General features: G+C 64.7%; 24 protein-coding genes and 2 tRNA genes. 16 read left to right on the plus strand and 10 right to left on the minus strand.

Going from position 1 to position 22,659, the window contains the following annotated elements; translation table 11 throughout:
* Positions 1 to 394: 394 nt before the first annotated feature.
* Positions 395 to 721, plus strand: coding sequence for a hypothetical protein (locus YQ44_RS02755; RefSeq protein WP_071322071.1), 327 nt, complete (start codon positions 395 to 397; stop codon positions 719 to 721).
* Positions 722 to 884: 163 nt separating this feature from the next.
* Here YQ44_RS02755 and YQ44_RS02760 read toward each other — a convergent pair whose 3' ends face one another.
* Together YQ44_RS02760 and YQ44_RS02765 are read right to left on the minus strand one after the other, a co-directional pair.
* Complete coding sequence (locus tag YQ44_RS02760; protein WP_071322072.1) at positions 885 to 1,730, minus strand: HDOD domain-containing protein; 846 nt, start codon at positions 1,728 to 1,730, stop codon at positions 885 to 887.
* Complete coding sequence (locus tag YQ44_RS02765) at positions 1,727 to 2,065, minus strand: hypothetical protein (RefSeq protein WP_071322073.1); 339 nt, start codon at positions 2,063 to 2,065, stop codon at positions 1,727 to 1,729. Before YQ44_RS02765 ends, YQ44_RS02760 begins: the two co-directional genes overlap by 4 nt.
* A gap of 209 nt (positions 2,066 to 2,274) precedes the next feature.
* Here YQ44_RS02765 and YQ44_RS02770 point away from each other — a divergent pair, with 209 nt between their 5' ends.
* Genes YQ44_RS02770 through YQ44_RS02785 form a run of 4 tightly spaced genes read left to right on the plus strand, consistent with a single transcriptional unit; the run spans position 2,275 to position 5,031 of the window.
* Positions 2,275 to 3,852, plus strand: a complete 1,578-nt coding sequence (locus tag YQ44_RS02770) for a sensor histidine kinase (RefSeq protein WP_071322074.1) — start codon at positions 2,275 to 2,277, stop codon at positions 3,850 to 3,852.
* Positions 3,853 to 3,866: 14 nt separating this feature from the next.
* Entirely contained in the window at positions 3,867 to 4,454 is a 588-nt protein-coding gene (locus YQ44_RS02775) for a DUF1697 domain-containing protein (RefSeq protein ID WP_071322075.1), read from the plus strand.
* Complete coding sequence (locus YQ44_RS02780) at positions 4,451 to 4,855, plus strand: DUF3224 domain-containing protein (protein ID WP_071322076.1); 405 nt, start codon at positions 4,451 to 4,453, stop codon at positions 4,853 to 4,855. Before YQ44_RS02775 ends, YQ44_RS02780 begins: the two co-directional genes overlap by 4 nt.
* Positions 4,852 to 5,031 (plus strand): hypothetical protein, encoded by a 180-nt coding sequence (locus tag YQ44_RS02785; protein ID WP_071322077.1) that lies wholly within the window; start codon positions 4,852 to 4,854, stop codon positions 5,029 to 5,031. The genes YQ44_RS02780 and YQ44_RS02785 overlap by 4 nt, the downstream gene beginning before the upstream one ends.
* Before the next feature lie 61 nt (positions 5,032 to 5,092).
* Here YQ44_RS02785 and YQ44_RS02790 read toward each other — a convergent pair whose 3' ends face one another.
* Complete coding sequence (locus YQ44_RS02790; protein ID WP_156894670.1) at positions 5,093 to 5,497, minus strand: PEP-CTERM sorting domain-containing protein; 405 nt, start codon at positions 5,495 to 5,497, stop codon at positions 5,093 to 5,095.
* Between the two features lie 345 nt (positions 5,498 to 5,842).
* Here YQ44_RS02790 and YQ44_RS02795 point away from each other — a divergent pair, with 345 nt between their 5' ends.
* Genes YQ44_RS02795 through YQ44_RS02810 form a run of 4 tightly spaced genes read left to right on the plus strand, consistent with a single transcriptional unit; the run spans position 5,843 to position 7,962 of the window.
* Complete coding sequence (locus YQ44_RS02795; RefSeq protein WP_071326218.1) at positions 5,843 to 6,196, plus strand: ArsR/SmtB family transcription factor; 354 nt, start codon at positions 5,843 to 5,845, stop codon at positions 6,194 to 6,196.
* Positions 6,197 to 6,204: 8 nt separating this feature from the next.
* On the plus strand, positions 6,205 to 6,621 hold the full coding sequence (locus YQ44_RS02800; protein WP_071322079.1) for a YeeE/YedE family protein: 417 nt from the start codon (positions 6,205 to 6,207) through the stop codon (positions 6,619 to 6,621).
* The gene (locus YQ44_RS02805) at positions 6,618 to 7,061 is read left to right on the plus strand and encodes a YeeE/YedE family protein (RefSeq protein WP_071322080.1); all 444 of its coding nucleotides are present in this window, start codon (positions 6,618 to 6,620) and stop codon (positions 7,059 to 7,061) included. The genes YQ44_RS02800 and YQ44_RS02805 overlap by 4 nt, the downstream gene beginning before the upstream one ends.
* A 43-nt stretch (positions 7,062 to 7,104) precedes the next feature.
* Positions 7,105 to 7,962, plus strand: coding sequence for a ChaN family lipoprotein (locus YQ44_RS02810; protein ID WP_071322081.1), 858 nt, complete (start codon positions 7,105 to 7,107; stop codon positions 7,960 to 7,962).
* Here YQ44_RS02810 and YQ44_RS02815 read toward each other — a convergent pair whose 3' ends face one another.
* A complete protein-coding gene (locus YQ44_RS02815) occupies positions 7,963 to 8,790 on the minus strand; it encodes an IclR family transcriptional regulator domain-containing protein (RefSeq protein ID WP_083411609.1) in 828 nt (275 codons plus the stop codon).
* Positions 8,791 to 8,956: 166 nt separating this feature from the next.
* On the opposite strand from YQ44_RS02815, the gene YQ44_RS02820 reads away from it, so the two are divergent.
* The 7 genes from YQ44_RS02820 (at position 8,957) to YQ44_RS02850 (ending at position 16,341) form a co-directional block, all read left to right on the plus strand.
* On the plus strand, positions 8,957 to 9,658 hold the full coding sequence (locus YQ44_RS02820; protein WP_071322082.1) for a 3-oxoacid CoA-transferase subunit A: 702 nt from the start codon (positions 8,957 to 8,959) through the stop codon (positions 9,656 to 9,658).
* Between the two features lie 12 nt (positions 9,659 to 9,670).
* Complete coding sequence (locus YQ44_RS02825) at positions 9,671 to 10,318, plus strand: 3-oxoacid CoA-transferase subunit B (protein WP_071322083.1); 648 nt, start codon at positions 9,671 to 9,673, stop codon at positions 10,316 to 10,318.
* Positions 10,319 to 10,351: 33 nt separating this feature from the next.
* The gene (pcaF, locus tag YQ44_RS02830; RefSeq protein WP_071322084.1) at positions 10,352 to 11,554 is read left to right on the plus strand and encodes a 3-oxoadipyl-CoA thiolase; all 1,203 of its coding nucleotides are present in this window, start codon (positions 10,352 to 10,354) and stop codon (positions 11,552 to 11,554) included.
* Between the two features lie 473 nt (positions 11,555 to 12,027).
* Positions 12,028 to 13,323 carry an MFS family transporter gene (locus YQ44_RS02835; RefSeq protein ID WP_071322085.1) on the plus strand — a complete coding sequence of 432 codons (1,296 nt, stop codon included), beginning with the start codon at positions 12,028 to 12,030 and terminating at the stop codon, positions 13,321 to 13,323.
* An 81-nt stretch (positions 13,324 to 13,404) separates the two neighbouring features.
* Positions 13,405 to 14,100 (plus strand): fumarylacetoacetate hydrolase family protein, encoded by a 696-nt coding sequence (locus YQ44_RS02840; protein WP_071322086.1) that lies wholly within the window; start codon positions 13,405 to 13,407, stop codon positions 14,098 to 14,100.
* 81 nt (positions 14,101 to 14,181) lie between these two features.
* Positions 14,182 to 14,505, plus strand: coding sequence for a thioredoxin family protein (locus tag YQ44_RS02845; protein WP_071322087.1), 324 nt, complete (start codon positions 14,182 to 14,184; stop codon positions 14,503 to 14,505).
* 549 nt (positions 14,506 to 15,054) lie between these two features.
* Positions 15,055 to 16,341, plus strand: a complete 1,287-nt coding sequence (locus YQ44_RS02850; RefSeq protein WP_071322088.1) for an MFS transporter — start codon at positions 15,055 to 15,057, stop codon at positions 16,339 to 16,341.
* Positions 16,342 to 16,399: 58 nt separating this feature from the next.
* On the opposite strand, the gene YQ44_RS02855 is transcribed toward YQ44_RS02850, so the two are convergent.
* The 6 genes from YQ44_RS02855 to YQ44_RS02880 form a co-directional block, all read right to left on the minus strand.
* Positions 16,400 to 17,965 (minus strand): histidine-type phosphatase, encoded by a 1,566-nt coding sequence (locus YQ44_RS02855; RefSeq protein WP_442905927.1) that lies wholly within the window; start codon positions 17,963 to 17,965, stop codon positions 16,400 to 16,402.
* A 133-nt stretch (positions 17,966 to 18,098) separates the two neighbouring features.
* Complete coding sequence (locus tag YQ44_RS02860) at positions 18,099 to 20,573, minus strand: TonB-dependent siderophore receptor (protein WP_071322089.1); 2,475 nt, start codon at positions 20,571 to 20,573, stop codon at positions 18,099 to 18,101.
* 81 nt (positions 20,574 to 20,654) lie between these two features.
* Positions 20,655 to 21,689 (minus strand): FecR family protein, encoded by a 1,035-nt coding sequence (locus tag YQ44_RS02865; protein WP_232251037.1) that lies wholly within the window; start codon positions 21,687 to 21,689, stop codon positions 20,655 to 20,657.
* Positions 21,656 to 22,183: a sigma-70 family RNA polymerase sigma factor gene (locus tag YQ44_RS02870; protein ID WP_071322091.1), complete on the minus strand. Its 528-nt coding sequence runs from the start codon at positions 22,181 to 22,183 to the stop codon at positions 21,656 to 21,658. The genes YQ44_RS02865 and YQ44_RS02870 overlap by 34 nt, the downstream gene beginning before the upstream one ends.
* Before the next feature lie 185 nt (positions 22,184 to 22,368).
* Positions 22,369 to 22,445: transfer RNA gene (locus tag YQ44_RS02875), tRNA-Met, on the minus strand.
* An 81-nt stretch (positions 22,446 to 22,526) separates the two neighbouring features.
* Positions 22,527 to 22,603 (minus strand) — tRNA-Met (locus YQ44_RS02880).
* Positions 22,604 to 22,659: the final 56 nt, after the last annotated feature.

Here is a 22,659-nt window from a genome sequence, read left to right on the forward strand (position 1 = left end):
AAGCATTTATTGCCCTGCGTCACCATTGATTTGTAACAAGTTGCTGCAAGGCCTTGTGTGCGCCCGCAGGCATCCTAATGTGTTGAAAAGGCATCGTTGTTAAGCCAACCAGCACCTTGATTGATCTTTAACAATCAAGAAGGTTGCGCGAGGCGCGGATGCTGCCTGTTTGGGCTAGTATATTGTCTTATATGCAATTCATTTCATCGGATTGCAGTGCTATTTACTCACGCGGCAAGCTGCGCACGTTGGCTGGACGTGGCTGTGCGAGTCCTGTGCAGGCAGTGCGATAGGAGGGGAGGGGCTGACGGTTTTGAAATACTTTTAAACACTCTAAGCCAGCCTTAAGTTCGTATCGGCATTATTTTCAACATTCACTAGACGAGGAAAAATCATGGCACATCATGCATTAGCATCGCAAGAGACGTACAACCCTAACCACCTGCTCGATATTCTGCTGAGCAAGATGCAGCTGAAAAACGACGCAGCCCTGTCGCGCCTGCTCGAAGTGGCGCCACCGGTCATCAGCAAGATTCGCCACCACCGCTTGCCGGTCGGCGCGTCGTTGCTGATCCGCATGCACGAAGTGACGGGCATGAGCATCCGCGACCTGCGTGACTTGATGGGCGACCGCCGCACCAAGTACCGTTTGTCCGACGCCCAGGGCCGTCCAAAAGCGGAAGACCGCGGCGATGCGCAAGAATCGAATTACGCGCACTGATGTGGCGGTCGCGCGCTGACTGTTCCGCTTGCGTAGCTGCTGGCGGCAACAGGCTGGCGTGGACCGGGCAGGATGGATGTGTTGCAGTACCCATAACGGCTTTCGCCTCCAGGCGAGGGCCGTTTGCGTTTGCGGCTTTGTCTGCCGAGCCAGCTTGATGGCGTCAGCTTAGCAAGGCCGTGGTGATTTCGTCGTAGCGCAATTCCGTTTCGCGGAACAGCTGCAGATACGTTTCCTCGCCCAGGCCCAGCGCATCCCAGGCCACCGGCGACACGCGCGGCACCATGTCGTCGCCCGCCTGCGCCAGGTCGAGCGCGCAGACGATGGCATTGGCCACGTGGATCAGTGCGGCCAGGAAACCTGCCCCCGGCGCTTCCGGCTGCAGGTAGTTGCCGATCGCCAGGCGCATGGTGTCGGAGAAATTCCAGTGTTCGGCCAGCGCCACGCCCGCCTGCACGTGGTCGACGCCGAGCACGGCTTGCTCCGCCTCGAGCAGGCTGCAATCGTGCGCCGCCTGGTGGGCGATGACTTGCGCGTACTGCGTGGGGAAACTGCTGACCAGCACGAGGCGGCCGATGTTGTGCAGCAAGCCGGCCGTAAACGCGTAATCCTGGTTGAAGCGGATCTGCCGCGCCAGCACCTTGGCGCAGCCGGCCGTGGCCACCGAGTGGCGCCAGAACGCCTTGTCGTCGAAGCCGGGACAGCGGCCCTCGGGGAAGCAGCCCGTGATGGCGGCCGAGGTGATCAGGCTGCGCGTGGTCTGGAAGCCCAGATAGGTAATCGCTTGCTGGATGGTGGTGGCCTTCACCTGCAAGCCGTATTGCGAGGAGTTGGCCAGGCGCAAGGTCTTCGCCGTCAGGGCCTGGTCGTACGACACTTTCTTGGCCAGCACGGAAATATCCACGTCGTCCTGGTCGATGCTGTTCAACAGCTCCATGACCACGGCGGGCAGCGAAGGCAGGTCATCGAGGTGGGCGACGATATCGTCGAGCGTCAGCTGGGTGCTCATGCCGCACCTCCCGTGCCGAGGCGATAATTGCTGACATAGCTGCGCAGCAAGGTGGTGGCCGCCTCGGCGGGATCGTCGGGGTCATGCTTGCGGAACAGGTAAGCGAGCCGTTCGCGGTCGGCGGCCTGCTGCGCGGCGATGGCTTCCGGCGAGGGCGGCGGCGCCTGGATCGGCAGCATGTCGATGCCGTGGCGTGGCATCAGGGCCAGCATGTTTTCCGTCAGCACGGCGCCTTGCGGCAACAGCACGTGTCCATGCGCATCGAGCAAGACGTCCGACAGGATCATGCCAGGACGAACTTGTTCCAAAGGTAAGTGTTGATGCGTGACCGGCATGACGACTCCTTATGATGATTGCGGGATATTACCATTGCCATGTCGCAATGTCTCAACCTGGATCAATGCCCCTGCTGGCGGCAGGGTGCTGTAAATCTTGCCAATAAGCATGTCATACCGTACATTTCAAGTTGTGCTGACGTGTTGCTGACGTATCTGTGCCCGCGCCGCGGGCCAGCGACCGGCCAGGCGCGGGGGAGTGTTGATTGATGGTGAGTATCCAAGTCCGGCTGACTCTGCTTTTCGTCGTGATCGTCACCCTGGTGCTGGGCATTTCCGGCAGCTATACCCAATATACCCTGAGCAAGGAACTGGAATCGGGCAGCGCGCGCCTGCGCAGCGGCGTGCTCACGCGCTTGCAGACGAGCCTGCCATCGGCCCTGTGGGATCTCGACAAATCCAAGGTCGACAGCATCGTGGCGGCGGAAATGTTGCCGCCCGAACTGGTCGGCATCCGCGTCTACGATGCCTCCGTAGGCCTGTTCGCCGGTGAGGTGCGCGACGCCTCGGGCACCCTGGTGCCGCTGGAAACGGATGTCGCCATCGGCGGCACGCCCGTCGAGGCGCCGCTCGTGTTCCGCGACGCCGTGGCCGCGGCCAGCGGCGGCAAGCCCGTCATCGTGGGCAAGGTCATCGTCAATTTCAGCCGCGAGCAGATCGACGCGGCGCTGCGCAGCGAAGTGCGGCGCAAGGTGGTGGAAGTGTTGCTGCTTGACATCATTCTCGTCGGTGCGCTGGTGCTGAGCCTGCGCATCGTCTTCGGCCCCCTGAAACAGTTGCGCGACGGCTTGTTCGACCTGGCCACGCGCGGCAGCGATGAAGTCGAAGAGTTGCCGGAAAGCCGGCGCGACGAACTGGGCGACGTGATCCGCGGCTTCAATGCCGTGCAGCGCAAGCTCAAGTCCATCATCGAGGGCAGCCGCCAGGCCGAGGACGTGGCGCGCCGCTCGCAGCAGGAGACGGCGCAGGCCATGGACGAGCTGCGCCGCGCGCAGGAGTCGCTGCTGCAGTCGGAGCGGCTGGCTTCGCTGGGCAGCCTGGTGGCCGGCGTGGCCCATGAAATCAATACCCCGGTCGGCATCGCGCTGACCAGCGCCTCCGTGCTGAAGGAAGCCACCGACGCCATCAGCGAGGCCGTGGCCGGCGGCAGCGTGAAAAAGACCGATATCGTGCGCTATCTGGAGACGGCCGGCGAGAGCGCGCGTCTGATCATGAACAATGCCTACCGCGCTGCGCACCTGATCCACAGTTTCAAGCAGATCGCCGTCGATCAGGTCAGCGAGGCGCGCCGTTTGTTCGAATTGCGCGATTATATCGGCGAGGTGATCTCCAGCCTGCAGCCGACCCTGAAGAAGACGCGCATCGATATCGTCATCGATTGTCCGCCAGACATCATGTTCGACAGTTATCCTGGCGCGCTGGCGCAGGTGCTGACCAACCTGGTCTTGAACTGCGTCGAGCATGCGTTCGATGCGGACACGGATGGCAGCATCCGCATCGGCGTGCGCTGCGACCGCGACTGGATTGAAATGCAGGTGCGCGACAATGGCCGCGGCATCGCGCCGGACATGCTCGACCGCGTGTTCGACCCGTTTGTCACCACGCGGCGCGGGCAGGGCGGCACGGGACTGGGACTGAACATCGTGTTCAACTTGATCGCCAAGCAATTTGGCGGCACCATCACGGTCAGCAGCACCCTGGGACAGGGCGCCACGTTCCTGTTGCGACTGCCCCGCGTGACGCCGTTGCCGGAAGGCGCCGCCAGCGCCGCTGCCGGCCAGGCATAGGCAAGGAGAACGACATGACAGAGGTATACAGCGGACAGCAAGTGGCGTTCTTGCGTGGCATCAATGTCGGCCGCGCCAAGCGCGTGGCCATGGCCGACTTGCGCAAGCTGCTGGGCGATCTGGGCTTCACGAATGTGCGCACCGTGCTCAACAGCGGTAACGTCGTGTTCGAGGCGGGCAGGGTGGCGCCGGCGGACGCGGCGGCCGGCATCGAGGAAGCGCTGGTATTGAAGCTGGGCGTGGCGGCGCGCGTGACGGTGTTGTCGGCCGGCCAATTTGCCGAGCTGATCGAACAAAACACGCTGGCGCCGGCGGCCGATGCGGCGCGCCTGCTGGCGCTGGTGCTGAACAGGCCATCCGATGCCCAGCGCCTGGCGCCGTTGCTGCAGCAGTCGTGGCAGCCGGAAGCGCTGGCGCTGGGCCAGTGGGCCGCATATGCCTGGTGTCCCGATGGCGTGCTGGCCAGCAAGGTGGTGGCGGCGCTGGGCGTCTTGCTTGGTGACGGCGTCACCTCGCGCAACTGGGCCACCATGCAAAAATTGAAACTGTTGCTGGACGGGCCGGACGCGGCAGCCACATCCTCACTAGCCAAGGAGCCATGATGCCGCAGATTACAGGCGAATTCGACGTCACGATCACCCCGGAAAACTTGTCGGACACGGCGGCGCAGTCGGGGCTGGGGCGTTTGTCGCTGGACAAGCGCTACCATGGCGCCCTCGATGCCCGCGCGCAGGGCGAGATGCTCAGCGCGCGCGCCGGTGTGGCCGGCTCGGCCGGCTATGTGGCGCTGGAGCGCGTCGAGGGCACGCTTGATGGCCGCCAAGGCAGCTTTTACCTGCAGCACAGCGGCAGCATGGCGCGCGGCACGCCCAGCCTGTCGGTGACGGTGGTGCCCGATACGGGCACGGGCCAGTTGCAAGGCTTGCATGGCAGCCTGGCCATCCGCATCGCGGACGGCAAGCATTATTACGATTTCACGTACGACATTTCTGAGGCGCCATGAACTGGGATATCGTGAAAGGCGTATTGATCGTGCTCGTCGCCATCAGCGTGGTGGTGACGGCTTTCGTGCTGATTTCCGCCTCCGGACCGGACAAGGCGGGCTGCATCGCGCGCGCCCTGAAATCGGGTATTCCCGTAGGCAACATCGAACGGGTCTGCCGTTTGCTGGAGAAGTAAAAAAAATTCCGCGCAAGGCGGAATTTTTCTGCTGCAGCGGCATCAAGTCGCTGGCATGGACTCACGTATCGAATTTTTCCTGTTTTTCGCCATGCACGCTCAAGGCCAGCAAGCCCAATCCCACCAGCAGCATCGAGTACATGCTCGCTTCCGGCACGGGCGCCGGCATGCTGGCTTGCTGGGCGGGCGCCGCCGTGGCGGGTTTCGCTGGCGCCAGGGCGCCATGGCGGATGCCGGCGTTGCTCCAGTGCGGCGCCGCAGTCGCGCTGCTGGCCAGCAGGCGGGCATACGGCAAGTCCGGCGTTTCCCAGCCGGGATTATTATTCAGACTGATGCTTTCATCGATCGTGACGCGCTCGCCGGCGTCGTGCAGCTTGTCGCTCGTGGCGTCGCTGTCTGCCGCCGCACTCCATGCACTGGCCGACAAGGCCAGCATGGCCACGCATAGCGGCTGAAATATCCCCATCTCGATCTCCCTGTGTTCACCGCGCGGCGCAGCTGAAACCAGCTGGCGCCTGGGCGGACAATCCACCTGTACGGGGGTGGATCCTGGTTTTTCTGACGACTCTTCATTACAGCACAGATCGTGGCAATTTTGGTATGTATATTTCCTCTTTATTACGAATTTTTGTCATTTTGATAGCGCTGCCGCTATCGTCTTCGCGCACCTTGCATGAGCACGCTATCGGCTACAAAACAGGACAAAAAACACTGTTGTTTTTTTGTGCGAATCGCCAGCAGGAAAACAGTATATTGATTAGTATATTGTTTATCGGAGGATGTGCACACTTACCGCCTGTGGGAGGGCATGATGGATACGGTCGCAACGCAACAGACAGAATACAACCTCGACGCCATGCGCGGCTCGGCCTATAAAGCCAGTTCGCTGCTCAAGGCCATGGGCAACGCGGACCGCCTGATGCTGCTGTGCCAGCTGTCGCAGGGCGAGCACTGCGTCAGCGACCTCGAGCAAAAAGTGGGCATAGTCCAGCCGACCCTGTCGCAGCAGCTGGGCGTGTTGCGCGAGGAAATGCTGGTGGCCACGCGACGCGACGGCAAGCAGATTTATTACCGCGTCGCCAGCCCGCCCGTGTTGGCCGTGCTGCAAGTGCTGTATGCGCAATTTTGCGCGCCGCGCCCGCCGTTCAACGACGAAGCAGACTAAGCGTTGTCATGACGATAGACTGGCAGCATTTCACGCCGTGGACGTCGCTGGCCGGCGGCATGCTGATCGGCCTGGCCGCGGCCCTGCTGATCCTCTTCAATGGCCGCATCGCCGGCATCAGCGGCATCGTCGCTGGCCTGCTGCGTCCGCGCCGGGGCGACCTGGGCTGGCGCATCGCCTTCCTCGCCGGCCTCGTCGGCACGCCCCTGTTGTGGCAGCTGTGGCAAGCCTTGCCGCCCGTGCGCATCGAGGCGGACACGCCGGCCCTGGTCGTCGCCGGCCTGTTGGTCGGCGTGGGCGTGCGCTTTGGCGCCGGCTGCACCAGCGGTCACGGCGTGTGCGGCCTGTCGCCGCGCTCGCTGGCGGCCACTTGTGCCTTCATGGCGGCCGGTTTTCTCACCGTCTACCTGCTGCGCCACCTATGAACACACTGCTGTTTTCCCTGTTGAGCGGCCTCGTCTTTGGACTGGGCCTGATCGTGTCCGGCATGAGCAATCCCGCCAAGGTGCTCGGTTTCCTCGACCTGGCCGGCGCCTGGGACCCGTCGCTGGCGCTGGTGATGGGCGGCGCCATCGGCGTGGCCCTGCCCGCCTTCTGGCTGGCACGGCGGCGCACGACTGCCATCCTGGGCGAGCCCATGCAATTGCCGGCGGCGCGGCGTATCGACCGGCGCCTGCTGCTGGGCAGCCTGGCCTTTGGCGCAGGCTGGGGCATCGCCGGTTTCTGTCCCGGCCCCGCGCTCGTGTCCTTGCTGGCGGGGCAGCCCAAGGCGTGGATTTTCGTGGCCGCCATGCTGGCCGGCATGGCCATCTTCGAACTACTGGCGTGGCGCAAGGGCCGCCGCGAGGCCGTGCCCGCTGCCTGAGGCGGTACAATCTGGCGCATCGCCACTCTGGATACCCGCTTACATGAAGAACGTGATTTTCCGCACCGGCGCGCGCGCCGCCCTGTTGTGCAGCGTGCTGGCGCTGACCGCCTGCGGCAGCTTGCTGAAGAAAGACGCGCCGCCCGCGCCCGCGCCTGTCGCCGACGCCTTGCCCAATCCGCAAGTGCTGCTGCTGGGCGAAGTCCAGGACAATGCGCAAGGCCACCGTTTGCGCGTCGCGGAGTTGCAGCGCCGGCTGGCGGCCGGCTGGCGTCCCGTCATTGTCATGGAGCAGTTTGACCGCAATAACCAGGACTTGCTGACGCGCGCTGCGCGCGAATGCGCGGATCCCGACTGCATCATCCGCGTGATGGAACAGCCGCGCTGGGACTGGAGCTTGTACCGGCCCGTGCTGGACCTCGTCATCAGCTACCAGCTGCCTCTGGTGGCCGGCAACCTGTCGCCGGCCGATGCCTCGCGCATCGTGCGCGACGGCATCCAATGGTCGATGCAGCCGGCCATGGTCGCCACTTACCTGGCCGCACCGGTGCCGGCCGATATTCTGGAAGGGCAGCAGAAGGACATCCAGGCGGCCCGCTGCAACATGCTGCCGGAGATGATGGTGGCCGGGGTCGTCAACGCCCAGGTGGCGCGCGACATCTGGATGGCCAAGCTGATACGCGACCAGGCGCCGCGCGATGTGGTGCTGATCGCTGGCAATGACCACGTGCGCAAGGATATCGGCGTGCCGCGCTGGCTGAAGCTGGCCGACCCGCAACTGAACGTGCGCAGCATCGGCTACATGGAACAGGGTAGCAGCGGCTACAAGGGCGCGTTTGACCTGACGCAAACGATGCCGGCGCAGCTGCGTCCCGACCCGTGCGCGAAGTTTAAACAATAATCACTGCTGCACCCGCACCAGGGCGCTGACCCGGCTTGCCGTATCGAGCAGTTTCGGCAAGCTGTGTTCGAGCAGCTGCGCCACGGACGGCCCCGCCGTCTGGCCGCTGACGTTGATTGCCGCCACCACCTTGCCGCTGCGGTCGAACACGGGCGCGGCCAGCGCCACCAGGCCCTGTTCCAGTTCTTCCTGCACCAGGCTCCAGCCCTGGCGGCGCACTTGCGCAATCTCTGCCATCAGGGCGTCGATATCGACCAGCGTGGCTGGCGTCAGTTTCAATAGCGCCATCTTCGACAGCCGCGCGCGCAGCACGTCCGGCGCCAGGTCCGACAGCAAGACCCTGCCCATCGACGTGCAATACGCGGGCAGGCGGCTGCCGATGCCCAGGTTGATCGACATGGTGCGGTGCGCGGACAGGCGCACCACGTAGACGATGTCGTCGCCGTCGAGCACGGTGGCCGAGCACGACTGGCGCAACGATGCCATCAATTCTTCCAGCAGCGGCTGCGCCTGCGTCCATACGGGCAGCGATGACAGATATGCGTAGCCCAGGTCGAGCACCTTCGGCGTCAGGCGGAACAGCCTTCCGTCCGCTTCCACATAACCGAGATGCAGCAGGGTGTGCAGGATGCGCCGCGCGCCGGCGCGCGTCAGCTGCGCCCGTTCCGCCACTTCACTGAGGGTTTGCCGCGGCGCCTCGGCGCCAAAGCTGCGCAGCACGGCCAGGCCGCGCGCGAACGATTGCACATAGCTATCGCCAGGACGCGGCGCGCCGTCGGCGTCAAGGCTTGCTTCGGTGGAAAGGGGCGTGCTGCTGCGTTCGGTCATGGCGATTCCAATTGGTCAAGGTGGCAATTATAGCCATGCAGACGGCGGCAACGGCAAATTGACAAGCGCGTCGATCAGGCATATTCTCACGAATAAGTTCTAAATACGAATATTTGTTCGCAATAAGAACAAATAACCGATGGGTTTGATTTGTAGGAGGCAGGCAATGATCGACAAACTGCGTTCCAGCGTCTTTGACGCGCTGGCCGATATCCACGATGGCGCCACCGTCATGATTGGCGGCTTTGGCGGCGCCGGCCAGCCGGCCGAGCTGATCGACGGCTTGATCGCCCATGGCGCGCGCGACCTCGTCATCGTCAACAACAACGCGGGCAATGGCGACACGGGCCTGGCCGCCCTGCTGAACAACGGGCAGGTGCGCAAGATCATCTGCTCGTTTCCGCGCCAGGCCGATTCCCATGTGTTCGACGCCCTGTACCGCGCGGGCAAGCTGGAACTGGAACTGGTGCCGCAGGGCAATCTGGCCGAGCGCATCCGCGCCGCCGGCGCCGGCATCGGCGGCTTCTTCACCCCCACCGGCTATGGCACGGATTTGGCCAAGGGCAAGGAAACGCGCGAGATCGACGGCCGCATGTATGTGTTCGAGTCGCCCATCCATGCCGACTTCGCGCTGATCAAGGCGGAGCAGGGCGACCGCTGGGGCAACCTGACCTACCGCAAGACGGCGCGCAACTTCGGCCCGATCATGGCCATGGCCGCGAAAGTGAGCATTGCTTCCGTGCATGAAGTTGCCGAGCTGGGCAGCATCGACCCGGAACACGTCATCACGCCGGGCCTGTTCGTGCAGCGCATCGTGCAAGTGCCGCGCACGGCCACCGGCCCCGCCGGCTTCAAAGCAGCCGCTTGAGAAAGAAACAACATGAATAAATGGAATCGAGACCAGATGGCGGCCCGCGTGGCGGCCGACATCCATGAAGGCAGTGTCGTCAACCTGGGCATCGGCTTGCCGACGCTGGTGGCCAACCACTTGCCGGCCGGCGCCGACATCATCCTGCACAGCGAAAACGGCGTGATCGGCATGGGCCCGGCGCCCGTGCCCGGCGAGGAAGACTATGACCTGATCAACGCGGGCAAGCAGCCCGTCACCCTGCTGGCCGGCGGCAGTTACTTCCACCACGCCGACAGCTTTGCCATGATGCGCGGCGGCCACCTGGACATCTGCGTGCTGGGCGCCTTCCAGGTGTCCGCCACGGGCGACCTGGCCAACTGGCACACGGGCGCGCCGGACGCCATCCCCGCCGTGGGCGGGGCCATGGACCTGGCCATCGGCGCGAAAAAGACCTGGGTCATGATGGAATTGCTGACCAAGACGGGTGAAAGCAAGCTGGTGCAGGCCTGCACCTATCCGCTGACGGGCATCGCCTGCGTCAGCCGCATCTACAGCGACCTGGCCGTGCTCGACCTGGGACCGGCTGGCGCCACGGTCGTCGAACTGGTCGATGGCTTGAGTTTTGCACAGTTGCAAGCACTGACGGCCGTGCCGCTGGCGGACGGCCGCGCCCCTTAAGCCTCTCTCTTTAACTTTCTTGGAGGAAAGAACATGACCCACGCATATATTTGCGACGCCCAGCGCACGCCATTCGGCCGCTACGGCGGCGGACTGGCCGGCGTGCGCGCCGACGACCTGGGCGCCGTGCCCATCCGTGCCTTGATGGCGCGCAACCCGGACGTGGACTGGACCGCCGTCACCGACGTGCTGTACGGCTGCGCCAACCAGGCGGGCGAGGACAACCGCAACGTGGCGCGCATGGCCGCCTTGCTGGCCGGCCTGCCCGACAGCGTGCCGGGCGCCACCCTGAACCGTTTGTGCGGCTCGGGGCTGGACGCCATCGGCAGCGCCGCGCGCTTCATCAAGAGCGGCGAAGCGGGCTTGCTGATCGCAGGCGGCGTGGAAAGCATGAGCCGCGCGCCGTTCGTCATGGGCAAGGCCGACAGCGCCTTTGCGCGCGGCATGAAAATGGAAGACACGACCATCGGCTGGCGTTTCATCAACCCCTTGATGAAGGCGCAATACGGCGTCGATTCGATGCCGGAAACGGCGGAAAACGTGGCGCTGGACTTTGGCATCAGCCGCGCGGACCAGGACGCGTTCGCCCTGGCCAGCCAGGTCAAGGCGCTGGCGGCGCAGCAGGCGGGCGTGTTCGACAGCGAGATCTGCCCCGTCAGCATCGTCCAGAAGAAGGGCGAACCGATCCACGTGGCCCGCGACGAGCACCCGCGCGCCACCACCCTGGAAACCTTGACGAAACTCAAGCCCGTCGTGCGCGCCGATGGCACGGTCACGGCCGGCAACGCGTCCGGCGTCAACGATGGCGCGGCGGCCCTGCTGCTGGCCGATGAAGTCAATGCGGCGCGCTTCGGCCTGACGCCGCGCGCGCGCGTGGTAGCCATGGCGACGGCCGGCGTCGCGCCGCGCATCATGGGCATCGGCCCCGCGCCCGCCACCCTGAAAGTGCTGGCCATGACGGGCTTGACCCTGGCCGACTTCGACGTCATCGAACTCAATGAAGCGTTTGCCGCGCAGGGGCTGGCCGTGCTGCGCCAGTTGGGCTTGCAGGACGACGACCCCCGCGTCAACCCGAACGGCGGCGCCATCGCCCTCGGCCATCCGCTGGGCGCCTCGGGCGCGCGCCTGGCCATGACGGCCGTCAACCAGCTGCACCGCACGGGCGGGCGCTATGCCTTATGCACCATGTGCATCGGCGTGGGCCAGGGCATCGCGCTGGTGCTGGAACGGGTGTGAGCTGCAGCGCACCCGGGCAGGCGCCATGCACTGTGCACTGACACAAGATGCGGCATCGGCATCGGCCAGGGCATCGCGCTGGTGCTGGAACGGGTGTGAGCTGCAGCGCACCCGGGCAGGCGCCATGCACTGTGCACTGACACAAGATGCGGCATCGGCATCGGCCAGGGCATCGCGCTGGTGCTGGAACGGGTGTGAGCTGCAGCGCACCCGGGCAGGCGCCATGCACTGTGCACTGACACAAGATGCGGCATCGGCCTCGGCCAGGGCATCGCGCTGGTGCTGGAACGGGTGTGATTCCGCGCGTCCGACGGCGAAAAAAAAGTTGCCGGCGATACGTATTAACGCGTATGCCGACCGGCTTTTTGACCTCGATCAAGGGCGTATGATGCAAAACCAGGCTGGCCGATGTTCTGCATCGGGCCGCCTGGCACTGGCTTCCGGGCCGTTTTTTTGAATACAAGAAGACTGATATGACATCCCACGATACTCCGCATGACGTTGCGCAGCTGACTTCCCAGCAGCGCATCAAGGCCATCATTGGCGCTTCCTCCGGTAACCTGGTCGAGTGGTTCGACTTCTATATTTATTCCTTTTGCGCGCTGTATTTCTCGCACGCCTTCTTCCCTTCCGGCAATCCCACCACGCAGCTGCTGCAGACGGCCGGCATCTTTGCCGCCGGCTTCCTCATGCGCCCCGTGGGCGGCTGGCTGTTCGGCCGCATCGCCGACAAGTACGGCCGCCGCCAGTCGATGATGATTTCCGTGCTGATGATGTGCGGCGGCTCGCTGATGATCGCCGTCATGCCCACCTATGACACGATCGGCGCCTTCGCCCCGTTCCTGCTGCTGGTGGCGCGCCTGTTCCAGGGACTGTCCGTGGGCGGCGAGTACGGCACCAGCGCCACCTACATGAGCGAAGTGTCGGAATCGGGCAAGCGCGGTTTCTTTGCCTCGTTCCAGTACGTGACCCTGATCGGCGGCCAGCTGCTGGCGCTGCTGGTGCTGGTGGTCTTGCAGCAATTGCTGACCCTGGAAGAATTGCGCGCCTGGGGCTGGCGCATCCCGTTCGTCTTCGGCGCGCTGGCGGCCCTAGTGTCGCTGAACCTGCGTAAATCCCTGACGGAAACGACCACCGCCAGCGAGCGCAAGGACAAGGATGCGGGCAGCCTGCGCGGCTTGCTCAAGCACAAACGCGCCTTCATCACGGTGCTGGGCTTTACGGCCGGCGGTTCGCTCGTGTTCTACACCTTCACCACGTATATGCAGAAATACCTGGTCAATACGGCCGGCATGGATACCAAGACGGCCAGCGCCGTCATGACCTGCGCCCTGCTCGTGTACATGGTGCTGCAGCCCGTGTTCGGTGCCCTGTCCGACCGCATCGGCCGCCGCACCTCGATGCTGTTCTTCGGCGGCCTGGCCACCCTGTGCGTGTTGCCGATCATGCATGCCCTGAAGGATATTTCCAGCCCGTACGCGGCGTTTGGCCTGATCATCATCGCCCTGGCCATCATCAGTTTCTACACCTCGATCAGTGGCTTGATCAAGGCGGAAATGTTCCCCGTCGAAGTGCGCGCGCTGGGCGTGGGCCTGTCGTACGCGGTCGCCAACGCCATGTTCGGCGGTTCGGCCGAATACGTGGCGCTGCAGTTCAAGGCCTGGCACGTGGAAGAGTATTTCTATTGGTACGTGACCATCATGTGCCTGATCTCCTTCATCGTCGCCATCCGCATGCCGGACCCGAGCCGCTCGGGTCTGCTGAAATAAAGTTGCCGTAAAATATGGGCGGCACCGCGGTGCCGCCTTTTTTCTATTGTCGCCGTTCCCCCCTGCCGATCAGGAGTTTCCATGCCGTATGTCATTCCCGCAGCCATCCAGCCCAGCGTTCCCGTCGCCGGCAGCGCCGATAGCTTTCCCGTCCACCGCATCTATTGCGTGGGCCGCAACTATGTCGAGCATGCCAAGGAAATGGGCCACACGGGCCGCGAGGCGCCGTTTTTCTTCATGAAACCCAACGACGCCGTGTTGCCCGTGCCTGCCGGCACGACGGGCGCATTGCCGTATCCGGCGCAGACGCAGGATTTTCAGCATGAGATGGAGCTGGTGGTGGCCATCGGCAAGGGCGGCAGCGATATCGGCGTCGACGAGGCCATGGCGCACGTGTGGGGCTACGCCGTGGGCCTGGACATGACGCGCCGCGACGTGCAGGGCGCGGCGAAAAAGCTGGGCCGTCCATGGGAGACGGGCAAGGCCTTCGAATGCTCGGCGCCCATCGGCCCCATCACGCCGGCCGCGCAGGCGGGCGACGTCGGGCAGGCCGCCATCACCCTGCACGTGAATGGCGAGCTGCGCCAGGGCAGCAACATCGCCATGCTGATCTGGAACGTGGCCGAAACCATCGCCGACCTGTCGACCTACTTTACCCTGCAACCGGGCGACCTGATCTATACGGGCACGCCGGCCGGCGTGGCGGCCGTGCAGCGCGGCGACGAGCTGGTGGGCGCCATCGATGGCCTCGGCGAATTGCGCGTCAAAGTGGTGTAAAGCGCGCTGGCGCACAACACGACGAGCCCGCATGGCGCACAATCGCCTTGCGGGCTTTTACATGGCATCAAGGAGATATGCATGCTGAGCGAGACCTATTCTGTAGCGCAACCGACGCGCGCCGAGATCGACGCCCTGGCGGGGCCGGCCCTGCTGGAATTCGGCACGGGCTGGTGTGGCCATTGCCGCGCCACCCAGGCGCCGCTGGCCGCCGCGTTTGCAGCGCACCCCGGGGTGCCGCATGTGCGCGTGGAAGACGGCCCCGGCCGCGCCCTGGGCCGTTCATTCAAGGTGAAACTGTGGCCGACCCTGATCTTCCTCAAGGATGGCCAGGAAGTGGCGCGCCTCGTGCGCCCGCTCGACAGCGCCGAGATTGAGCAGGCTTTCGCATTGATTGATGCGTAGGTCGGCTTAGCGCAGCGTAAGCCGACACCACCGCACTACATGCTCTAACACAACTTCTTGCCGCACCGCAGCACTGCGCGTATCATAGGCCGCTTACAGCAAGATCAACCGCATCCTTGACCGGATGCAGGCGCGATCATCGCCGGCCCGCTCCATCCGGAGGGGCCGCAGGCAAGGATTCACCACAAATGACCGATGCCGCGATGCCGACGCGCGGGTCTGGTACGGAATGCCTGGCGATACGCCGGGCCTGATACACGTCGCCCATCCCCTGACGCCTTTCCTGCCGTGCCCCGGGCAACCGGATGGCGCACGACCGTTGTTTCTCTAAATCAGCACTGATCACGGCGCGATAGCGCGCGTTGCCGGCAGTTCGCTACGGCAACAAAAACCGTTGTTTTTTGTTTGCAAATTTAATAGCAAATGCGCGGCAAATGCCCGCATGCAAGGCTATGATATGCGAACGACACGGAGACAACGTGCTGTGCTGCTGCCTGAAAAAACATCCAGAGAATGGCCTTTAGACACCCTCCCCAAGGAGCGCAGTAAATGAGCACCCCCCCCAAGAAAAATTCCCCCGGCACGGTGCTGTTCGCCAGCCTGATCGGCACCACCATCGAGTTCTTTGACTTTTATATCTACGCCACCGCCGCCGTGCTGGTGTTCCCGAAACTGTTCTTCCCCGCCGGCGACCCGTCGGCCGCCGTGCTGCAATCGCTGGCCACGTTCGCCATCGCCTTCTTTGCCCGCCCCATCGGCTCGGCCGTGTTCGGCCACTTCGGCGACCGCATCGGCCGCAAGGCGACCCTGGTGGCCGCCTTGCTGACCATGGGTATTTCCACCGTCATCATCGGCTTGCTGCCGACCTATGCGGCCATCGGCACCCTGGCGCCATTGCTGCTGGCGCTGTGCCGTTTCGGCCAGGGCCTGGGCCTGGGCGGCGAATGGGGCGGCGCGGTGCTGCTGGCCACGGAAAACGCGCCACCGGGCAAGCGCGCCTGGTACGGCATGTTCCCGCAGCTCGGTGCGCCGATCGGTTTCTTCCTGTCGGGCGGCATCTTCCTGCTGCTCAGCGAAACCATGACCGATGAGCAGTTCTTCAGCTATGGCTGGCGCATCCCGTTCCTGGCCAGCGCGCTGCTGGTCATCGTCGGCCTGTACGTGCGCCTGAAGATCACGGAAACGCCGGACTTCCAGAAAGTCATCGACAAGAACGAGGTCGTGAAACTGCCGGTGGCCACCGTGTTCCGCCAGCACGGCCGCATGCTGTTCCTGGGTACCATCATCGCCCTGGCCACCTTCGTGCTGTTCTACCTGATGACGGTGTTCGCGCTGAGCTGGGGCACGACCAAGCTGGGCTTCACGCGCAAGGAATTCCTCATCGTGCAGCTGTTTGCCGTGCTGTTCTTCGCCCTGACGATTCCATTTTCGGCCGTGCTGGCAGACCGCCGCGGCCGCCGTGCGACCATGATCTGGGTCTCCGTCGCCATCGCCATCTTCGGCCTGGTGCTGGCACCGATGTTCGGCTCGGGCGTGACGTGGGAAGTGACCGTCTTCATGGCCGTCGGCCTCGGCTTGATGGGCATGACCTACGGCCCGCTGGGCACCATGCTGTCCGAGCTGTTCCCGCCCGAAGTGCGCTACACGGGCGCGTCGCTGACGTTCAACCTGGCCGGCATCCTGGGCGCTTCGCTGGCGCCGTATATCGCCACCTGGCTGGCCACAAATTATGGCTTGCATTACGTCGGCTATTACCTGTCGCTGGCCGCGGTGCTGACCCTGGGTGCCTTGCTGATGGTGGGCAAGCCACAGGCGGGCAAGGAAGCCTGGCAGTAAACGCGCACGCCGTGTGAGCACCGCGCAAGCCGCCAGCCTTCCAGCTGGCGGCTTTTTTTCACCGTGACGGCGCCGCCACGTGGCCGTAGCAGGCCTTCAGTCCCGTGTAGTCGTAGAACACGCTGCCCGGCGCGATGCGGGCGCCGTCGCAGGACGCCTGGAACGGCGTTTCCTTTTCGTTGTACAGCAGGCGCACGATCAGCTGGCCTGCCGCATTGCGGTACACGTCCCACTGCAGGTTGGCCGCCAGCGGCGACACCTGCGCGCCGCGCCATCGGTTGTTGGCATAGCTGTAGGGTGTGGCCTCCGGCAGGGGCGCCAGCGCCTGCTGCAAACCCATGGCCGAGGCCAGCGGAATGATCATCTCGGCATGCGTGAAGCGCAGCTTGGCCGCATGGCGCCCGTCGCCGCTGGCCAGCGCATCGACCTCCCTGAAGAAATCCTCGCGCAGCGCCAGGGCGAAGCGCCACGTCACGCCGGCGCTGTCCGTGGTGGACGGCCCCTTCTGGTAAAAATCCTCGTGGTCGGCCACCGCAGCGTAGTAGCGCGCGTCGTCGGCCGGCATGTAGCGGCTGAAATCGGCCGCCACCTCGTGGCGCATGCCGGCGGCGATGGCGTACAGCTCATACAGTTTCGTGGCGGCCGCATTGACGCTGCGGATGGCCGTCTTGCCGCTGCCTGTCAGGGTGCGCGTGAATTTGCCATCCGCGCTGGTAAACGTGTAGCTGCCCGTGTCCGCATAGCTGGTGCGGCCGCCGTCAAACTGCGCCAGGAAGGCTGGCGTAAACAGCCGTTCGAGCACCTGGCGCGCATGCCTGGCTGCCGCCGGCTGCCTGGCGGGGGCCGCCGTCAGGGTGTCGAGCCGCTTGGTCCTGATGTAGTGCTGGTAGGCCTGGCTGGCCTCATAGGTGGCGAAATACGGGCTGGCGCGATCGGTGACGCGGTCCGTCTGTGGCGCCAGCTTGTGCGCGTACAGCAGGAAGCGGTTGACGCCATCGGGCTGTAATGTCGGCTGCACCCCGGAGGCGCGTCCCTGTGGATACGGCGCCGGCGCGGGCGGCAGATACAGCAGCGGCGCGAGCGCCGGCGCATGCTCGAGTAGCGACTGCGTGAAGAAGCGCGCGCTGTCGCGGGCGCGGTCCACGCCCGAGTGGATGGTGACGAGCTGGCGCGGCGCCGTGGCCGCATCCTGTTCCAGCTGCGCAAACAAGGCGGGCAGGCGCGCCAGCAGGCGCACGGCCAGCTGCCGGTGTTCGGCTATGCCCGTCTGCGACAGATTGCCATAGCCGGGCTGCTCGATGCCGGCCACGCCATAGCCGAGCAGGGCGTTGGCCTGCATCAGGGCCAGGATGTCCGGCCCCAGTTCGCGTCCCAGCGGTGTCAGGGCATCCTGCGCGGCCGCCTGCCGCCACATCGCGTACAGGGCCGCGTCGCCCTTCATGCCGGTCAGGCCGCGCGCGCCATGGCGCGCCACCAGCTGCGTGAAGACGGGCTGGAAGCCGGCCGGCGGCGCGGCATACGTGGCCGGGTCCTGTTGCGGCGCGTAGGGCGTCTTGGTCTGGTAATAGCCATCCTGGGCCAGGGCGGGACTGGCGTACAGGGCGAAGGCCAGGGCCAGCGGCATGCTGGACGGGGGAAGCGAGAGGGGCATGGTTTTTGTGCGGATGGTTTCTTGAATGCAAGCCTAGCACCGAACGAAAAAAAAGCGGGCACGGCTGAATGCCGGCCCGCCTGTGCTGTCATTGCAGGGCGTCAGCCTACCACTTCGGCGTGTACTTCAGGGTGAACTGCACATTGCGCGGGTCGCCATAGTAGTTATTCGAACCCGTGTTGTTGTAGGCCGGGATGATGTAGCTCTTGTCGAAGACGTTGTTGACATTGAGCGACAGGGCTACTTGCGGCGTGGCTTGCCAGGCCATGCGTGCATTCCAGATCGAGAAGCCGGCAACCTTGAACGTGTACCCGGTATCGACCGTATGGCTTTGCGTATTGACGCCGGCGCCCACGCTGAACTTGTCCCAGGCGCCGGGCAGGGTGTAGCTGGACCACACGCGCAGCATGTGCTTCGGCGTCCAGGTGGAAAAGGCCTTGCCCTGATTGTCCGGGTCGCTCAGGTAGGTCGTCGTCGTATAGGCGTAGCCGGCCGACAGTTGCAGGCCGCGCGCCACTTCGCCCGACACTTCCGCTTCCAGGCCCTGGCTGCGCACCTTGCCCGAGGCGCGCGAGCAGTACTGCCCATCGCACGCGAGGTCGGCGGCATAGTCGGTGACGGCGCGGTTCTTGTGGTCGTAACGGAACACGGCCAGCGAGGTGTTGACCTTGCCATCCAGCAGTTCCCCCTTGATGCCTGCCTCGTAGTTGGTGCCCGTGATGGGCTTGAGGACCTTGCCTTGTATATCGCGGTTGCTTTGTGGCGTGAAAATGTCGGCATAGCTGGCGTAGGCCGACCATTGCGGATCGAGCGCGTAGATCAGTGCCGCCGACGGCGTGAACTTGGCGGTGGTGTTGATTTGTTCGCCGGGACCTTCGGGCGTCGCGTACAGGAAGTCATACCAGCTGAAGCGGCCGCCCAGCACGGTTTTCAGCTTGTTCGTCAACTGGCCGTTCCAGCTGCCATACAGGCCTTTCTGGCGTATTTCGTAGGTGCTGACGGGACGCACGCCGCGTGCGGCGATGCTGTCGAGGTCTTGCCATGGACGGTTGTGCCTGATGTTGAAGACGTCCGCACCGGATTCCCAGGCGCGGGCATAGACGTCGTCCGACGCCATCGTGACATAGCTGGCGCCCACGAGGATTTCCTGCGCGATGCCCAGGCCGTCGACTTTGCCGCGTACGTAGCTATCGATGCCGCGCTTGCGGTTGTCGAAATCCATGCCAAAGTCGCCATAGCGTGCGCCGCTGCCGTCGGGATTGATGGGCATGGCCACGCGCTGGTGCACTGAGCTGGTGTTTTCCTTCATGTTCACGGCGGATGCCTTCAGGCTCCACTGGCTGTTGAAGTGGTGTTCCAGGTCGAGGTAGACATTGGTTTGCCTGGCCTCGCTGCGGTTCCAGTCGGCGCCCGTGAAGGTGGAGCGAGGCAAGTTCAACGCACTGCCGTCCGTATAGCGGGGCAGGCCGATGAAGGTGGGGCGGCCGTGGTCGTTGACGTTGCTGATGGCCAGGCCGAGGGTGGTGGCGGGTCCCAGGTCATAGTCGAGCGCCGCGTACAGGGTGCGGTTCTTGCTCCACACCTGATCGATGAAGGAGTGGGTATCGTCTTCATCGACGATGGCCCGTCCGCGCAGGCTGCCTTCCGCATTCAGCGGGCTGCTGATGTCGACTTGGGCGCCATAGTGGTCCCAGGAGCCGGCGCGCCCTGTCAGCGTGACCGCGCGCGTGGCCAGCGGGCGCTTGCGCGCTAGGCTGACGGAGCCGCCCGGGCTGCCCGTGCCGACCAGCATGCCCGAGGCGCCGCGCAGCACTTCCAGGCGGTCGTAGATGACCATGTTTTCCTGGCCCCAGTTACCCAGCGCGTAGGTGTTGCGGTCGATCGGCACGCCATCGTACTGCCACTGGTCGATCTGGAAGCCGCGCGCCGTGATCACCACGCCCGGTCCCACGCCATGCACGCCGACCACGCCGGTGACGTTGTTGACGGCTTCGCGCAAGTCCGTGATGCCCTGGTCGTCCAGGCGCTGGCGCGTCAGCACGCTCACCGATTGCGGGATGTCCTTCATCGACTGTTCGCCCTTGCCGATGGTGAGCTTGCGCGCCGTGTAGGAGCCGCTGCCTTCGGTGGTGGCGCCCTGTTCGGCCTGGCCGACGATGGTAATCGATGGCATGGTGCGCTCGGCAGCCGAGGCGGAGGTGGCCGCCGCCGTGGGCGCGGTTGCCGGCGCGGCCACCAGCACATAGCCGGTCGGCGTCTTGCCGATGACGTAGCCGCTGCCGCGCAGCAGCGCGGCGAAACCGTCATCGATGGCGTAATTGCCCTGCAGGCCGGCCGTGCTCAAGCCTTGCACCTTGGCTGCATCGATGACGATGGACACGCCCGCCTGCTGCGCATAGCGGTTCAGGGCGCCAGCCAGCGGGCCGGCGGGAATGCTGTAGCTGGCGGTGGCAGCCGCCGTTTGCGCAACTGCTTGCGCGTGCATGCCGGCACTTGCCAGCAGCAGGGCGGCCAGGGCCAGCGGGCGCAAACGCGTGCGCAAGGGGTTCTGGGACGAAACGGGAACGGCAGGAAGGTACATGGTGACAGCCTTTTTTGAATGATCTCAGCTGCCTTGACGCACGAGATGCGCAAAGTGGAACCGTGCATGCAAAGTTTTTATTTATTTTTTGGCGGCGCCGCCGGCGGGCGCGTCCACCATCACCAGGTAGCGCGTCAGCATGCGGATGCGCAGCTGCGGGAAATTGTCGATCAGCAACTGCAGCGCCTTGTCGGTGTCGTCCAGCGGCAGCACGGCCGCCACGCGGATGCCGGCGATCTGCGTGCGGTCGTAATGCAGCTGGCCGGGGCGGTGGCGCGCCAGTTCGTCCAGCACCTCGGCCAGCGGCTGGTCGTCGACCACCAGCTGGTGCGCGCGCCACGCGTCCTGCACGCTGGCCGCATCGATGGCGGTCAGTGGCCCCACGCCATCGGACGTGATGCGCGCGCGCTGGCCTGCCTGCACCACGGTGGCCGGATGCTGCGCTACCTGCGCCGACACTTTCGATTCCAGCATGCTCAATATCGTGGCGCCGTCGTCCCTGCGCACCGTGAAGCGCGTGCCGAGCGCGCGGATCGCCGCCTGGCCACTGTCGACGATGAAGGGGCGCTGCGCATCCTTGGCGACGTCGACGAGGATGTCGCCACGCACCAGTTCCACATGCCGTTCGCCCGCGCTGAAATGCACGTTGACGGCGCTGTGGCTGCCCAGGGTCAGGCGGCTGCCGTCGGCCAGGGTGTGCGTGCGCCATTGACCGGTGGGGCTGCGCAGGTCGGCCAGCAGGTAGGCGGGGCGTTCGCTGGCGAGCATGGCGGTTGTCAGCACCAGCACGGCCACGGCGCCGGCGGCGGCCAGCTGGCGCAGGCGCTGGCGGGGACGCTTGGGCGCGATGGCGGCCAGCGCGGCGCGCGCGGGGCGGTGGTCGCCGCCGGCCGGTGCGCGCACGGCGCTCAACTGGCCCAGCAGGTTTTCCATGCCGGCCGCCGCCGTCGCATGCAGCGGATCGGCTGCCTTCCACGCCGCGTAGCCGGCCCGCGCCTGTTCGCGCTCGGCCGGGTCGTCCGCGCTCAGCTGCACGATCCAGTGTGCGGCCTGTTCGGCGGCGACATCCGTGCGCGCGCTGCTCATGCCGCCATACCGGGACAGGCGTGGCGGCATGCCAGCAAGGCTTGCACCAGGTATTTTTGCACCATGCGCGTGGAGACGTTCAGCTGCGCCGCCACCGCCGCCTGCGGCTGCTCTTCCAGGTAGTGCAGCAAGAAGGCGTCGCGCGCCTTGGCATTCACGCCGGCCAGCGCGCCGGCGATCTGCTCGAGCGCCTGCATGGCCATCAGGATCTCGTCCGGCGACGGCGCGCCGGGCAGGCTGTCGGCCAGCGCGGCCAGTTCCGCCAGGTAGGCGCGCTCGAGCAGCTGCCGGCGCGCGCGGTCGAGCAGCAGGCGCTTCGCCGTCGTCGACAGGTAGGCGCGCGGTTCGCGCATGCCGAACAGCGCATCGCGCGAGGCGATGATGCGCAAAAACGTGTCTTGCGCCACGTCGGCCGCGCCGTGCGGGCAACTGAGCTTGCGGCGCAGCCAGCCCACCAGCCAGCCGTGATGCTCGCTGTAGAGCGACTGCACTTGCTGTTGCAGGCTGGACGGGATGGTGGACATGGCGGGCGGGCAAAAACTATAAATGAGAATTATTCTCATTGTAATCGCTGGCGCCGTCCCGCGACAATCCCTAATGGATGCGGAGGGCGCAGGTGTTGCGTGCAGGCCGCAATGTGGCACGCGCTGAAATGAAAAAACCCGCCGCTGCACGAGGCAGGGGCGGGTTGATCAATACTGCAAATTCTTGGTGGTGATAGGTGGACTTGAACCACCGACCCCAGCATTATGAATGCTGTGCTCTAACCAACTGAGCTATATCACCAAACAGACCGGTTCGCACCGGATGCTGGTTATACAACAATGGCCCAGTTTGACTGCCGCTGGGCCATTGCCGATTGTTCTTTGGTGGTGATAGGTGGACTTGAACCACCGACCCCAGCATTATGAATGCTGTGCTCTAACCAACTGAGCTATATCACCCAACAGCCGAGCATTATCCAGTCTTCTGTTTTCCTTGTCAATGCCGGCGCAAAAAA

This window comes from Janthinobacterium sp. 1_2014MBL_MicDiv, from assembly GCF_001865675.1.
Classification (GTDB): domain Bacteria; phylum Pseudomonadota; class Gammaproteobacteria; order Burkholderiales; family Burkholderiaceae_D; genus Janthinobacterium.

Coding starts and splice junctions, on each gene's coding strand:
- YQ44_RS02755 (WP_071322071.1), top strand. CDS start 395: ATGGCACATCATGCATTAGCATCGCAAGAGACGTACAACCCTAACCAC.
- YQ44_RS02760 (WP_071322072.1), bottom strand. CDS start 1,730: ATGAGCACCCAGCTGACGCTCGACGATATCGTCGCCCACCTCGATGAC.
- YQ44_RS02765 (WP_071322073.1), bottom strand. CDS start 2,065: ATGCCGGTCACGCATCAACACTTACCTTTGGAACAAGTTCGTCCTGGC.
- YQ44_RS02770 (WP_071322074.1), top strand. CDS start 2,275: ATGGTGAGTATCCAAGTCCGGCTGACTCTGCTTTTCGTCGTGATCGTC.
- YQ44_RS02775 (WP_071322075.1), top strand. CDS start 3,867: ATGACAGAGGTATACAGCGGACAGCAAGTGGCGTTCTTGCGTGGCATC.
- YQ44_RS02780 (WP_071322076.1), top strand. CDS start 4,451: ATGATGCCGCAGATTACAGGCGAATTCGACGTCACGATCACCCCGGAA.
- YQ44_RS02785 (WP_071322077.1), top strand. CDS start 4,852: ATGAACTGGGATATCGTGAAAGGCGTATTGATCGTGCTCGTCGCCATC.
- YQ44_RS02790 (WP_156894670.1), bottom strand. CDS start 5,497: ATGGGGATATTTCAGCCGCTATGCGTGGCCATGCTGGCCTTGTCGGCC.
- YQ44_RS02795 (WP_071326218.1), top strand. CDS start 5,843: ATGGATACGGTCGCAACGCAACAGACAGAATACAACCTCGACGCCATG.
- YQ44_RS02800 (WP_071322079.1), top strand. CDS start 6,205: ATGACGATAGACTGGCAGCATTTCACGCCGTGGACGTCGCTGGCCGGC.
- YQ44_RS02805 (WP_071322080.1), top strand. CDS start 6,618: ATGAACACACTGCTGTTTTCCCTGTTGAGCGGCCTCGTCTTTGGACTG.
- YQ44_RS02810 (WP_071322081.1), top strand. CDS start 7,105: ATGAAGAACGTGATTTTCCGCACCGGCGCGCGCGCCGCCCTGTTGTGC.
- YQ44_RS02815 (WP_083411609.1), bottom strand. CDS start 8,790: ATGACCGAACGCAGCAGCACGCCCCTTTCCACCGAAGCAAGCCTTGAC.
- YQ44_RS02820 (WP_071322082.1), top strand. CDS start 8,957: ATGATCGACAAACTGCGTTCCAGCGTCTTTGACGCGCTGGCCGATATC.
- YQ44_RS02825 (WP_071322083.1), top strand. CDS start 9,671: ATGAATAAATGGAATCGAGACCAGATGGCGGCCCGCGTGGCGGCCGAC.
- pcaF (WP_071322084.1), top strand. CDS start 10,352: ATGACCCACGCATATATTTGCGACGCCCAGCGCACGCCATTCGGCCGC.
- YQ44_RS02835 (WP_071322085.1), top strand. CDS start 12,028: ATGACATCCCACGATACTCCGCATGACGTTGCGCAGCTGACTTCCCAG.
- YQ44_RS02840 (WP_071322086.1), top strand. CDS start 13,405: ATGCCGTATGTCATTCCCGCAGCCATCCAGCCCAGCGTTCCCGTCGCC.
- YQ44_RS02845 (WP_071322087.1), top strand. CDS start 14,182: ATGCTGAGCGAGACCTATTCTGTAGCGCAACCGACGCGCGCCGAGATC.
- YQ44_RS02850 (WP_071322088.1), top strand. CDS start 15,055: ATGAGCACCCCCCCCAAGAAAAATTCCCCCGGCACGGTGCTGTTCGCC.
- YQ44_RS02855 (WP_442905927.1), bottom strand. CDS start 17,965: ATGCCGCTGGCCCTGGCCTTCGCCCTGTACGCCAGTCCCGCCCTGGCC.
- YQ44_RS02860 (WP_071322089.1), bottom strand. CDS start 20,573: ATGTACCTTCCTGCCGTTCCCGTTTCGTCCCAGAACCCCTTGCGCACG.
- YQ44_RS02865 (WP_232251037.1), bottom strand. CDS start 21,689: ATGCCGCCACGCCTGTCCCGGTATGGCGGCATGAGCAGCGCGCGCACG.
- YQ44_RS02870 (WP_071322091.1), bottom strand. CDS start 22,183: ATGTCCACCATCCCGTCCAGCCTGCAACAGCAAGTGCAGTCGCTCTAC.